Origin of the sequence: Pedobacter gandavensis, assembly GCF_032678465.1 — a bacterium.
Classification (GTDB): Bacteria; Bacteroidota; Bacteroidia; order Sphingobacteriales; family Sphingobacteriaceae; genus Pedobacter; species Pedobacter gandavensis_B.
The window spans coordinates 42,363-55,607 of the sequence record NZ_JAVTSK010000010.1 but is presented as its reverse complement, the minus strand read 5'-3'; the positions used below and the strand labels follow the sequence as shown (position 1 = coordinate 55,607).

Here is a 13,245-nt window from a genome sequence, read left to right as displayed (position 1 = left end):
TATTATTCCAGATCATAAGTATAGCTAGAACATTTTCTTTAATCCATCAAAAACGGTCTCAAAGAAAGTGGAAGCACTTAAGCCATTGCTATGGTTAAAGTAAAAGAAAATCAATAATAAGACCACCGCTATAATGATAAATCTCCTGAAAGCAAAAGCTAGAAATACCAGAATGAGAGGGAATAAAATTAACCATAAACTACTGATGGTATATGGATTTAAGCTGCCGTCTTTTTTGTAAACATACAGCAATTTGCTGTGTGTGCCTTTATCATTCTGGTGCTTCAGGTATACAAATGCAGATCTTTCCAGTTGCAGAGGTAAAACCGCCACACCATCATTAAATTTAATTGGCTGTGTAAAACCACTCACCGTAAAGGTATAGGTCCCATTGATTTTCTCGATTGGATGATCCAGAGAGTCTGCGGCTATAATGGCCAGTTTACTGTTTTTCAATAAGCTTTCTTTTACGATAAAATTATTGATGTCTGCATGTTGTGCAAAGACAGTTGTACAGGTCAAAACCAGTAAGAGCACTAAGGATATTCTTTTCATTGCGCTAAAAATCATTGATCATATTAATTCTTCCAAATGTAGTAAAAGCGGATATGTTTTTTATAGATCCACCAATAAATTAACCATTCAGGGAGAAGATGCTGTAAGTAAGTACGCTTGCAAAACATACCCATAAGAAATAAGGAATAAACAATAAGCCGGCTGTTTTGTCGATTTTATAAAACATTACTGCATTAACCAAAATGGCCATCAGTAAGAAGGCGATTTCAAATAAGGCTGCACCTGGAGACTTCGCATAAAAAAATAAGAATGACCACATGATATTTAGCAACAGCTGAATGGCGTAAACGGCAATTGTTCTTGGAAAATGTACAATCTGAGCTCTCTTTTGCCAAACCAGGTAAGAGGAAATGCCCATCAGAATGAAAATGCAAGTCCATACCGGTGGAAATAGCGAATCTGGTGGGTTAAATGAAGGTTTAGCCAGGCTTGGATACCAGGTTTTTACAGAGCTGAGGGTAAGTATACTCCCAAGGGCCCCTGCGCCTAAAGGGATGGCCAGACTAATGACAAAGGCAATAGGATTGAATTTCATATTTTATTTTTTGAGTATTTGCTGATTTGGATTCCTTGACGAAGGTAAATGAAATCTAACAATTACTTAACAATAACTTTGTTTAGTGATAATAAACAAAGTTTAGTATTGCAGAACATATAAATGTTCAAAGATGTCAGTAAAATTAGTCGTATTCGATATGGCAGGAACCACAGTAAAAGATAAAAATTACGTGGGATTAGCCTTTCAAAAAGCCATGAGCGCTCATGGTTATGAAGTTAGCATAGCAGAAATCAATCCTATGATGGGCTATGAAAAGCCATTAGCCATCAAAATGCTGCTAAAGCAGTATGGTTGTTCTGAAACAGAAATTACAGAAGGGTTGATTTTCGCCATTCACGAGGATTTCGTTTCTGCAATGATTCATTTTTATCAGACCTCCGCAGAGGTTGTTCCCCTTCCAAATGTGGCCGATACTTTTCTTCAATTGAAAGCCAGGGGAATCAAAATTGGTTTGGATACCGGATTCTCAAGAAATATCGCAGAAATTATTGTCGACAGGTTGAACTGGTCCGATATGATTGATATCCTGGTCGCTAGTGACGACGTTCCTCGGGGCAGACCTTTTCCTGATATGATCCGTAAGATGATGGAAGAATTGAATATCAGTGACCCTCAAGAGGTGGTTAAAGTTGGAGATACCGAAGTAGATATCAATGAAGGTTTGAATACCGGATGTAAATACAGTATTGGCATCACCACCGGAGCATTTACAAGAGAAGGATTATTGAAATATCATCCTACGCACGTAATTGATGATATCTCTGAAGTTTTAGCGCTGATCAGTTAGTAAAACCGATATGAACCTGTTAGAATACTGCCGCAACAAGGTTGCCGGTTGGTCATACCTGGTGATATCTATGATGGCGGGTTTAGCGGCATTTGGCTGTTATACGAGTATGTATGCTTTTAGAAAGGCATTTACAGCAGGTACTTTTGATGGGCATGAATATTTGGGGGTTGATTATAAAGTATGGCTGGTGATTGCCCAGGTGATGGGCTACACCTTTAGTAAGTTTTATGGGATTCGTTTTATTTCGGAATCTACCGGTAAAAACAGAGGACGTAGTATTTTAAAGCTGATTGGTATCTCCTGGATCGCCTTATTGGGCTTTGCCATTGTCCCGGCACCATGGAATATTGCCTTCCTTTTCATCAATGGTTTTCCTTTAGGAATGATCTGGGGTCTGGTTTTCAGTTATCTGGAAGGACGTAGAAATACCGAATTTATGGGCGCTTTGATGTCCGTAAGTCTCATTTTTGCCTCTGGATTTATTAAAACGGTAGCCAGAACCGTAATGGATCTGCTACCAGTCAACGAATATTGGATGCCCTTCTGCACTGGGTTATTATTTGTCGTTCCCATGCTGGTGTTTGTGTCTTTACTGGAAATGGTGCCAGCTCCAACTGAAGAAGACCAGCGCCTGAGGACTAAACGTTTACCAATGAATGGTAGTCAGCGGAAAAAATTTCTGTTGAATTTCCTGCCAGGAGTGATTTTAACCATTGTCATTTACGTGGTACTGACGGTGATCCGCGACCTTAGAGATAATTTTGAAGTGGAGATCTGGCAGGACCTCGGTGTAACTGACAACCATATTTTTGCGAAAATAGATGGATTTATCGCATTGGTTGTCCTGATGATGATCGGTTTATTGATCCTAGTAAGAAATAACCTGAAAGCTTTTGTCATTATTCATTGGATGATCATCGGTGGATGTGCTTTAACAGGAGTTGCTACATGGCTTTTTGATGCGCATTACATTCAGCCGATTACCTGGATGTGCATGGTAGGAATGGGGCTTTACATGGCTTATATTCCATACAATGCGATCTTTTTTGAACGGATGATTGCCACTTTCCATTATAAAAGTAATATAGGCTTTATCATGTATGTTTCAGATGCGATCGGCTATCTGGGAAGTGTGAGTATTTTGCTCTTTAAAGAATTTGGAGATGCAGAGATCAGTTGGGGCCATTTCTTCCGACAAAGCGCTGTGGTTGCGGCAGTTGTTGGGCTGAGTTGTAGCATGATTTCTCTACTTTATTTCCATCAGAAAAGCATAAAGAATAAGAAAAAACAAAGTAATATTACGCTTTCAACATTGGCATTGGAGATAGAAGGAGCTACAAAATAATTTTTTGATCTGTTAAAATATTTAAAATGAATACAAAACATTACGACCTGATTGTAATTGGAGCTGGTATTTTAGGAACCTTCCATGCTTATCATGCTTTAAAGCAGGGTAAAAGGGTGTTGCAATTAGAAAAAGATAATTATCCGGTAGGTGCCACAGTGCGCAACTTTGGTCAGGTAGTTCCTTCGGGAATGTCGGGCGTCTGGTTTGATTATGGTGTCCGCGGACTAGAAATCTACCAGGAAATTCAACAGCAGTTTGATATTTCAGTACGCAATAATGGCAGTGTTTACATTGCTTCGGATGAAGAAGAACAAAATCTGATTCATGAGTTGAAAGCTCATTATGATACTTTAGGATACCAGCAGGAGCTTTTATCAAAAGAAGCTGTTTTGGCTAAATATCCTGCCATAAGAGCTAGCTATGCTAAGGAAGGCTTGTTTTTCAAACAAGAAGTGAGTGTAGAGCCCGACTTGATGATTTACCGCCTTCAGGAATTTATGCAGTCAAAATTTGAAGCTTATACCCTGATGTCGAATTCTCCTGTGATTGATTGTACGCCAACAGGAAGCGGTGTAGCAGTTCGCGTAACTGGTAACCGTACTTATGAGGCAGATAAAGCGGTGCTTTGTAATGGGTATGAGTTTAAATTGCTGTTCCCTGAGCTATTTGCCTCTAGCGGACAAGTGATTAGTAAGCTTCAAATGATGCGTACAGTACCGATGCCTGATGTTCCTTTAGAAGGGAATATTCTAACAGGTCTGACCATCAGAAGGTACGAGAGTTTTGAAGATTATTGCCCTTCATTTAAGAATTTGAATACCCCTGACCATTATAAAGAGCTAAAAGAATGGGGAATTCATTTACTCTTTAAGAAAGCTGTAGATGGTAGTTTTATTATTGGTGATTCTCATGAATATGCAGATGTTGCTCATTTTGATGACCTTGGTTTCAATGTCAAACAACACATTAATCAGTTGATGTTGAAAGAAGGGGAGCGTATTGTTAACTTCAACCTGCAGGATATCGGGACTAGCTGGGCTGGTTTTTATCCTCAGCACCCTACAGAACGTATTTTGGAATATAATATCGATGATTGCATTCATATTCGCACTTGTATCGGTGGGAAAGGGATGACGGCAAGTGCCGGGTATACCGAAGCCAGTATGAAAGCAATTCTGGGGCTTTAATTCTGTATTTAAATTTTGGTGTGAGAATTGTAGTCAAGTGGTATGATCGAAAAGAACATCGATCTTAATGTCCATTTAAATACAAGTAAAATGTTAAAAAGTATCATTACAAAAAAAGGAATTCTATCATTACTCATCGTTTTGGGTAGTGTGGCCAGTACAATGGCTGCGGATGTGATCAGGATGATGGTGAAGGAAGATCGTGCCTCTTGTACAGGAGTTGCGCCAATGAATTGTTTACAGGTAAAATACAAAAACAGCAAAAACTGGGAACTGTTTTATAGCGAAATTCAGGGCTTTAAGCACCAGGAAGGTTATCGTTATACACTTTCAGTCATTAGAACAAAAAGGAAAAACGTTCCTGCAGATGCGTCTGCTTATACCTACAAGTTGAAAAAGGTGATTAAAAAGGAAAAGATTGCAGTTAAACCAAGCTCAGGTAAGGATCCCTTAATGGCAATTGCAAACCAAAAATGGACCTTAAGCAAGATCAATGGTCAGGGCGTAAGTAGTGACCGTGCTTTTATTAAACTGGATGATAAAGGAAATAAATTTAATGGCTCCGGAGGTTGTAATGGCATTTTTGGAAGCTTTACTTATAATCCTAAAACTAAAAGTCTGTCTTTTGGAAATATTGCCTCTACAATGATGGCTTGTGCAGATGAAAAGCTGAATAAATTGGAAACTGATTTTACCAAAGCTTTAGGTGATCAGACATTTAGATTGGAAACCAGTGGAACAACCTTAACATTATATAAAGGAAAAATAAAAGCGCTAGAGTTTAGAACGGAAGCGAACAATACCAATGACATCTGGAATTTTATTGGTAAAAACCGATGGAAGTTGATCCAGATGGATGGAGTAACACAAGAAAATTCGCCAGTGACGATTTCTTTCAATCTTACAGACCGTCGTTTTAGTGGGAATTCAGGCTGTAATAATTATTTCGGTACTTATGAAGCAGGAAGCTCCACTATTGATTTTGGCCCTGCAGCAAGCACCCGTCGTGCTTGTATGGATGCTACTTTAACTGAATTAGAACGTAAATTTCTGAACATTCTAGGGAGTAAAAGCTTTAGGTTTGATGTAGCTGACCAAACTTTAAATCTTTACCAGAAGGATCGTTTGGTACTCATGTTTGGCATCACCAAATAAAATAACTCGCTTATTTTTAAGTCTTATACCTGATGAAAAAGGGATCATTTACATGATCCCTTTTTTTATTCAATTCATTTTAAGCAGTCAATGCTTGTTTATTGTATTTGTTCCGATATTCTATGGGCGTTAAACCAGTGATTTTCTTAAATACATCTCTAAAAGCTTTGGTATCTGTATAACCTACATCGTACATCACTTCTGTGATGTTTTTTCTACTGCTTTCAAAACTTCTTTTTGCGGCTTCAATTTTCACCCTTTGTATATAGGTGATCACTGTATTGTTGGTAGCCTTTCTAAACCTTCGTTCAAAGCTTCTTCTTCCCAATGCAGACATTTCAGCCAGTTGGTCTACTGTGATTTTATCCTGGTAATTACTTTCTATGAATTCCTGTACTTTTTTTATCTCCTGATCTTCATGGTCTTTTTGTCCCTGGAACATCATGAATGCAGATTGACTTTCCCTATCGATATCTATTGCAAAAAACTTAGAGGCAAGGATGGCAGTGTCCCTATCTGTATATTTTTCTACCAGATAAAGGAGCAGGTTCCAATAAGAATTGGCGCCACCACTTGAATAAAGTCTTTGTTCTTCTGTAATAATACTCCCATCTACCAGTTCCACATCTGGGAACATTTCACGGAATTCAGTGGCATGCAACCAATGCGTAGAGCATTGTTTTCCTTTTAGCAATCCGGTAGAAGCCAGTAAAAATGCACCAATACATAATGAAGCAACTTCTGCACCTTTATGATAATGCTCAATTATCCAGGGCAAAAAATCTTTGTTTAAACTTAAAGCCGTATTTAAACTGCCACTCAATGCCGGGATGAAGATCAGATCTGTTTGTTGTATTTCGGAAATCTGGCAATCAGGATGTACAGAAAATAAGCTGTTGTTCAATCTGACTTCTTTCGATAAACCAACAAGTTGAATCTGAAATAAAGCTGGTTTCCCAGAAGATTCAAGGAATTCATTTACCATTCTGAATAAATAACCGGGATCAGCAATGGATTCAATCACTGCAGTTTCAGGAACTAAAATCGAAATATGTTTCATGTTTCAGGTTGATGGTACTCAGTCAAATATAGAGTGTTTTGGTGTCGTATACAACCCCTTTAATTGTCGTTTTCGCACAAGATGATCATCGAACAAGGCCAGTAGATTTGTGGTATAAAAAACAATTTAATCATCATGATTGCGATTAGCCCTTACTTCACTTTCCATGGGAATTGCCGGGAAGCAATGACCTTTTATCAGGGCTGTTTTGGCGGAACACTGAATTTTCAAAGTGTTTCTAATGCCCCATTATCAGAAGAACTTCCTAAAAAAATGAAGGATTGTATTTTACAAGCCAGTTTAACCAATGAGCATATGGTATTATTCGCAACGGATATGGTTACAGAGGAAGGCTTAATTAAGGGGAATTCCATTTCTCTCTTTCTCCGATTTAATAAGGAACAGGAAATTAGGGAATGTTACCAGAAACTCTCCAAAGGAGGGCAATGTAGCCATCCTTTGGAACTGAATTTCTGGGGCGATTTATTTGGTACTGTTATCGATAAATATGGGAACTATTGGTTGTTGAGCTATCCAAAGGTCCAATAGTAAGACAAAGTGTTTTCTTTATTCATATTTTAAAGCATCAACGGCATTTGCCTTTGCTACTTTGAAGGTTTGCATGCTGACGGTTAATATGGAGATGAGTAAGGAGATTAAGGCGGCAATTAGAAAAGGCCAGATGGATATCTCAATTTTATAATCATACTTGCTAAGCCAATTTTTAGCCAAAATATACGCCATAGGAAAAGCAATCATATTAGAAATGACCACTAATTTCATGAAGTCTTTGTTTAAAAGCACCATGATGTTTTGCAAATCTGCACCTAATACTTTTCTGATACTGATTTCTTTACTCCTTTGTTCGGCCATGTATAGCGCCAGTCCAAGCAAGCCCAGGCAAGAGATGAAAATGGCAAATCCACCAAATATATTCGACAATACGCTCAGAAGTTTTTCAGTCGTTAATTTTTTTTCCATATCCTGGCTGGTAAATTTTAAAGCCAGAGGATAAGCAGGGTTTATTTGCGCACTGATTTTATTGACCAAAGCTATAGACTTGTTTAAAGGTAGGGCGGGATTTAAACGAAGTAATAAAACCTGGCTTTTTGTTGGGTTATAATAGAATAGCGTAGGTCTTGATTTGGAGCCAATAGCTTCATTATTATAATCTTTTACGACCCCAATAATCGTTAGTTTTTGGTTGTCACCCCAGGTGATCTGCGTACCAACGGGATTTTTAAGCCCCATGGTTTGTACCGCACGCTCATTGATCATCACCGATGTAGCCGTATCCGCAACAAATTTCGGACTAAATTCTCTACCTGCAACCAGGCGGGTGCCTACCGTATTTATAAAATCATAACCTGTGCTTCTATAGTCTATGATGGAGTTGTCGTTTACAGCTTTTCCAGGCCAACCGATGTTACCGGTGATGCTACCGCTTTCTGTAAAAGAATTGGCAAATTCAGTGGTATGTACAATTGCTCCGGCCTTTTTAAGCTCCTCTTTAAACCGCGCTATGACAGCAGGTTTAACCCATTCGCCTTCAATATCCAGTTCCACCAGATTACTACTGTCGAATCCTAATGGCTTATTCTTCATGAATTGAATTTGAGAATAGATCACTATTGCAGAAATGATCATGCAAACCGATAAGCTGAATTGTACTACAACAAGGATTTTACGGATGGATAGCGAATTTGCGCCATTTCCTTTAAAGCCTTTCAGCACTTTAATCGGACTGAATGAAGACAAATAAAAGGCGGGGTAACTCCCCGCGAGTAAGCCTGTAAATAATGCCAGCAGCAGAAGCGTAGTCCAGAAGAGGTAAGAATGATAGTCAATATTGATTTGGATGTTTAGCAAGTTGTTAAAGTAAGGTAAGCTCAATTCCAGCAAAACAAAAGCAAGGAGCAGGGCTAAAAAAGACAACAGCAGGGATTCCAGGATAAATTGTCCCATGAGGTTGAATCGGGTAGAACCCATGGCTTTCCTGATTCCCACTTCTCTGGCGCGCTTTTCAGAACGTGCGGTAGAAAGGTTCATATAATTGATGCTGGCAATCAGCAATACGCAAAAGGCAAGAAAAAGAAAAAGCCTGACCTGGTCAATCTTTCCACCTGAAGGTTTCCCATTGGAAAACTCATCGTATAGGTTGACTTTAGTATAAGGGAAAAGGAACGCTTCGAGGTCTGTATCTTTATCATGGGCAGCAATTAATTTCCTCATAGCGGCATCTGCTGCTGAGAAATGCTTTGCATCTTTTAACTTAATGAGGGTTACACAGGTAATAGATCCCCAGTTGGTTTCTTTCTCCTCAGGTTTTTCCTGTTCGAAAAGTGCCCAGCTTTGTAAGGCATCAAATTGAAAACTTTGGTTTTTAGGGAGCTCTTCAATAACTGCAGCAACTTTTAAAAGCTTGCGGTCATCCCATTTTATGGTTTGTCCAATTGGATTCTCATTTCCAAATAAACGTTTGGCTGTACTGGCAGTCAAGAGGATGGAGTTCGGCTCTTTTAGCGCCTGATCTGCATTGCCATAAATGAATTTATAATCAAAGATCTTTAACAGGGATGGATCTACAAAAAGACCCTTCAGTTTAATATGGTTCTCTTTGTAACTAAATAGCTTATCCTGAGAATTCATTGCTACTCTCGCAGCTTGCTCTACTCCTGGTACTGTTTCTACCGCACTTTCTGCCAGTTTATTAGGTACTGCAACTGTAGTGATCAGTTGTCCATTGATCTTTAGATTTAACCTGGTCATGTAAATTCGATCAATGTCCTTCAGTTGTTTATCATAAGTCCATTCGTAATTTACATAGAGGAGGAGCATCAGACAACAGGCCAGTCCAATTGCTAGTCCACCAATGTTGATCAGGGTAAAACCTTTGTTCTTCCAAAGGTTTCTTATGGCGATTTTTAAGTTGGTCTTCAACATCTATTTAGATTTTTTTCTGGTTTTGACCAATAGCATGCCACAATTTTAAAGGCCATTAAAACATCCTATTTAGCGCTTTTCTTAACTTAATGTTCATTAACGGACAGTTTTATTGTACGTAATCGCACATCCCTTTTATAAAAACAAGTAATGATAGTTTTTGGTGTAGAACCTGCTATAAAATCGTGTAGATCTTCCTGGTTAAAATAGGTGATTTACCTTTTTTTATAAGCTCTCTTACAGGCATTATGCCGTTGGATTTGGGATATTGATAATTGCAGTATGGTCTTTTAAATTTTGGTGAAAAATAAAAAAGTGTCACTTGATAGAATCTGAATTACTAGCTTTCACTGCCATCAGATTCAATTATTGATTTTCATAAACATTTAGTTCCTGAGGTAAGTTCTCAAAATTAGTAACAAAAGCCCTCCAGGGTTGAAGGGTTTTTGTGTGATGCGTCAATGCTTTAAGGGTTTAACTTCTATTATCGTCGAATGGTTTTTTGGTTTACGAGGATATGCTAAAGTTACTTCTGTTATTCTCATTTCTTTGCCTACTGGCTCAATAATATAAAAGTTGTATTTAACTATTAATTCTTTTCCGAATTGGATTCCAATATTTATAAGGTCTAGAATAGATGCGGTCTTAATTTTATTAAATTCATCTAATGCGAGAGGCCGAGTTTTCGATACCTTAGTTGAAAAGAATCTGATGTTTGTCTGCCAGGGATAGCACATACATAAAATGTTATAATATATTATTGATCCATTATTGTCAATTTCAAAGATCCTGTCCTTTATAGGCACGGCAGCAGTATCAAGGAAATAGTAAATGTTAGTTCTTTTAAAATTATCGACTTGGGCTTCCGAAGCTTTGGGGCTTAGAATTAGGTAGGTAAATAAAATTAGTATTATGTGTCTCATTACTTTAAGTTTTAGTTACATCCGGCTGTAGCCATTTTATTGACCTCCATCCCCCAATTTTAAGACATTCTAAATTCGAAAAGCAGGGCGTTAACTGGCATTTTTTCCACATCTCATGAGGGCTTAAAGCTTCCAAGGAAATATGTGGTCTAAAGGTATTATATGCTGTTTCCCATACTTCAACTTTTTCTATGACGTCCTTCATTGATAAGAACCAGTTAGTATTTAGGCATTCATACCGGAAACTTCCATTAAAAGACTCAATGTACGCATTATCTGTGGGTTTTCCCGGACGGGAGAAATTACGTATGACCTGATTTTCTTAAGCTCATTTATCCAATGCTTTGGAGATAAACTCACTGCCATTATCGACTCTAATCTTTTTTAGAATAGATTTGTATTCCTTCTTCAATCTTTCTAATACTGTTAATACTTGTTTCACCTTAATGCCTTGCTCTGGATAAATATCAAGGCAAAATCGGGTATAATTATCTACAATAGTTAAGGATCTAAATTTTCGCCCGTCAAATAGCTGATCGGATACAAAACCCATACTTCAGCATTCATGTAAATGCGAGGCCAGTACTCTTTCCAAACGATGTGCGCCCGCTAGATTTCTTCTAGGTCCTTTACTGCGCAGATTTAATCCTTATAACTTATAGAACCTGTAAACTCTGTTATAACGGTCTTTAAAACCCTCCCGACGAAGTAGGATAAAGATAAGAAACCCTGTTTAATATATATTAAACAGGGTTTCTTGTGTTCCCGAAGGGATTCGAACCCCCATCTGTTGAACCGGAATCAACAATTCTATCCATTGAACTACGGAAACATTTCGGCAAATATATCAATTAGATTGGTTATTCCTTAATACTCTTTAAATTTCCATATTTTCCTCTTTTTTCAGCACATCATCAGATAAAAACATAGGAAATAACAGGAGTAATGGGTAAACCTATATTTTAACTCAAAAAAACAAATCAAATCATAGCATAAATCTGTTCTCTTAAAATCTGATAATGAGCGAAGTAGGTGTGTCTTTCTTCTCGGGAACAAGTGCTTCTGGGAAAAGACAATTTAATTCTGCTATTAAGGCCGTTTTTCAAAAATAAAAAGGCACTTTTGCAAAAATGATAAATGCCGTTGCAATGGGCTTGCTGATGAATAATCAGCCTGCCAGGGCGTTCGGCATGAAAAGAATAGATTAATGAAAATCATGTAAAAGAAGGGGCGTATGGAAGAAATGATTGTTGAAGAGATCGTAAAGCTCTTAGAGCAGGAAGACAACACACAATTAAAGGAATATTTAGACAATCTGAATATTTCTGATGTTGAACATCTGATAGACGAACTTCCCCAACATGCCGTCACATTCATAGATACCTTGTCCATTAAAAGGGCAGTTAACGTTTTCAGAATCCTTGACTTTCCGACTCAGGAAAGAATCATTAAAAAACTTCCAGGTAATAAACTCGCTGAGCTGATCAACCTCTTACCACCTGATGATCGTACTTCCTTATTCTCTGAACTCAGCGGTGAGGCAGTGAAAAAACTCATCATTCTGCTTCCAGCAAAAGATAGAGTAGAAGCACTTTCACTTTTAGGCTATGAAGAAGACAGTGTAGGAAGGTTAATGACACCCGATTATGTGGCTGTTAAAAAGGATTGGACGGTAGCCAGAGTACTGGAACACATCAGGCGTTATGGTAAAAATTCAGAAACCATTGACGTGATTTATGTCATCGACAGAGATGGGACTTTACTGGATGACATCAGGATCAGGGAGATTCTCCTGGCAGATCCCGATGCAAAAATTGGTGATCTGACCGATCGCCGACTGATTGCCCTGAATGCGAATGACCACCAGGAAGAGGCCATCAATATCTTCAGAATGAACAACAGAGTGGCTTTACCTGTGGTAGACGAACACAATGTATTGTTAGGTATTGTTACTGTTGATGATATTCTTTGGATTGCAAATGAAGAATATACAGAAGATATGCAGAAAATAGGGGGTACCCAGGCACTGGATGAACCTTATTTAGACATGCCTATCTTTGGTTTATTTAAAAAGAGAATAGGCTGGCTCGTGGTACTTTTCCTTGGAGAAATGCTCACGGCTACTGCAATGGGACATTTTGAAGCAGATATTGCTAAAGCAGTCATTTTAGCGATGTTTGTACCACTGATCATTTCAAGTGGCGGAAATAGTGGTTCCCAGGCTTCTACTTTGATCATTCAGGCCATGGCCCTGGGTGAAATCACGGTAGGCGACTGGTGGAGAGTGATGAGAAGAGAAATCATTTCCGGATTGATGCTCGGTGTGGTATTGGGTACGATAGGTTTTCTCCGAATTGCTTTATGGAGTACCTTTACGCCGATTTATGGACCGCATTGGCTGCTCATTGGTGTCACCGTTGGCGTTTCACTCGTTGGAGTGGTACTCTGGGGTTCTTTAGCAGGCTCTATGCTTCCTTTAATCCTGAAAAAACTAGGCGCAGACCCTGCTACTTCTTCCGCACCTTTTGTGGCTACATTGGTGGATGTTACAGGTCTGATTATTTACTTCTCCGTAGCAGTGATGTTCCTGACTGGCGTGCTGCTCTAGATTAATGGAGGAGACCATCGATTTAATATCATAAAGAAATAACTGAAGAAAGCCGGCAAAAAAAAACGGCATAAAAAAACCGGATACTTCGTAATC

Annotated in this window: 13 protein-coding genes and 1 tRNA gene; 6 read left to right on the top strand and 8 right to left on the bottom strand. The window is 38.5% G+C overall.

Features of this window, described 5'->3' with window-relative positions; genetic code table 11:
* Window positions 1-24: 24 nt before the first annotated feature.
* Both R2Q94_RS17565 and R2Q94_RS17560 read right to left on the bottom strand, forming a co-directional pair.
* The gene (locus R2Q94_RS17565) at window positions 25-555 is read right to left on the bottom strand and encodes a hypothetical protein (RefSeq protein ID WP_316822778.1); all 531 of its coding nucleotides are present in this window, start codon (window positions 553-555) and stop codon (window positions 25-27) included.
* A 79-nt stretch (window positions 556-634) separates the two neighbouring features.
* Complete coding sequence (locus tag R2Q94_RS17560) at window positions 635-1,111, bottom strand: TspO/MBR family protein (RefSeq protein WP_316822777.1); 477 nt, start codon at window positions 1,109-1,111, stop codon at window positions 635-637.
* Between the two features lie 133 nt (window positions 1,112-1,244).
* Between R2Q94_RS17560 and R2Q94_RS17555 the strand changes: the two genes are divergently transcribed.
* The 4 genes from R2Q94_RS17555 to R2Q94_RS17540 all read left to right on the top strand — a co-directional run bounded on the left by R2Q94_RS17555 (window position 1,245) and on the right by R2Q94_RS17540 (window position 5,615).
* On the top strand, window positions 1,245-1,922 hold the full coding sequence (locus tag R2Q94_RS17555) for an HAD-IA family hydrolase (protein ID WP_316822776.1): 678 nt from the start codon (window positions 1,245-1,247) through the stop codon (window positions 1,920-1,922).
* A 10-nt stretch (window positions 1,923-1,932) separates the two neighbouring features.
* Complete coding sequence (locus tag R2Q94_RS17550) at window positions 1,933-3,270, top strand: DUF5690 family protein (RefSeq protein ID WP_316822775.1); 1,338 nt, start codon at window positions 1,933-1,935, stop codon at window positions 3,268-3,270.
* A gap of 26 nt (window positions 3,271-3,296) precedes the next feature.
* The gene (locus R2Q94_RS17545) at window positions 3,297-4,460 is read left to right on the top strand and encodes a TIGR03364 family FAD-dependent oxidoreductase (protein ID WP_316822774.1); all 1,164 of its coding nucleotides are present in this window, start codon (window positions 3,297-3,299) and stop codon (window positions 4,458-4,460) included.
* A 90-nt stretch (window positions 4,461-4,550) separates the two neighbouring features.
* Window positions 4,551-5,615, top strand: a complete 1,065-nt coding sequence (locus R2Q94_RS17540; RefSeq protein WP_316822773.1) for an META domain-containing protein — start codon at window positions 4,551-4,553, stop codon at window positions 5,613-5,615.
* Between the two features lie 79 nt (window positions 5,616-5,694).
* Here R2Q94_RS17540 and R2Q94_RS17535 read toward each other — a convergent pair whose 3' ends face one another.
* Window positions 5,695-6,675, bottom strand: a complete 981-nt coding sequence (locus tag R2Q94_RS17535) for a GlxA family transcriptional regulator (RefSeq protein ID WP_316822772.1) — start codon at window positions 6,673-6,675, stop codon at window positions 5,695-5,697.
* A 135-nt stretch (window positions 6,676-6,810) separates the two neighbouring features.
* On the opposite strand from R2Q94_RS17535, the gene R2Q94_RS17530 reads away from it, so the two are divergent.
* Entirely contained in the window at window positions 6,811-7,224 is a 414-nt protein-coding gene (locus R2Q94_RS17530) for a glyoxalase/bleomycin resistance/extradiol dioxygenase family protein (RefSeq protein WP_316822771.1), read from the top strand.
* An 18-nt stretch (window positions 7,225-7,242) separates the two neighbouring features.
* Here the strand turns inward: R2Q94_RS17530 and R2Q94_RS17525 are convergent, their stop codons facing one another.
* The 5 genes from R2Q94_RS17525 to R2Q94_RS17515 form a co-directional block, all read right to left on the bottom strand.
* Window positions 7,243-9,618, bottom strand: coding sequence for an ABC transporter permease (locus tag R2Q94_RS17525; protein WP_316822770.1), 2,376 nt, complete (start codon window positions 9,616-9,618; stop codon window positions 7,243-7,245).
* 458 nt (window positions 9,619-10,076) lie between these two features.
* The gene (locus R2Q94_RS17520; RefSeq protein ID WP_316822769.1) at window positions 10,077-10,541 is read right to left on the bottom strand and encodes a hypothetical protein; all 465 of its coding nucleotides are present in this window, start codon (window positions 10,539-10,541) and stop codon (window positions 10,077-10,079) included.
* A 4-nt stretch (window positions 10,542-10,545) separates the two neighbouring features.
* Complete coding sequence (locus R2Q94_RS22240) at window positions 10,546-10,851, bottom strand: integrase core domain-containing protein (RefSeq protein WP_410478574.1); 306 nt, start codon at window positions 10,849-10,851, stop codon at window positions 10,546-10,548.
* A gap of 18 nt (window positions 10,852-10,869) precedes the next feature.
* Window positions 10,870-11,094: an integrase catalytic domain-containing protein gene (locus tag R2Q94_RS22235; RefSeq protein ID WP_410478572.1), complete on the bottom strand. Its 225-nt coding sequence runs from the start codon at window positions 11,092-11,094 to the stop codon at window positions 10,870-10,872.
* A gap of 207 nt (window positions 11,095-11,301) precedes the next feature.
* A tRNA-Arg gene (locus tag R2Q94_RS17515) sits at window positions 11,302-11,373 on the bottom strand.
* Between the two features lie 402 nt (window positions 11,374-11,775).
* On the opposite strand from R2Q94_RS17515, the gene mgtE reads away from it, so the two are divergent.
* Window positions 11,776-13,149 (top strand): magnesium transporter, encoded by a 1,374-nt coding sequence (mgtE, locus tag R2Q94_RS17510; RefSeq protein ID WP_316822768.1) that lies wholly within the window; start codon window positions 11,776-11,778, stop codon window positions 13,147-13,149.
* The last annotated feature ends 96 nt before the right edge of the window (window positions 13,150-13,245 follow it).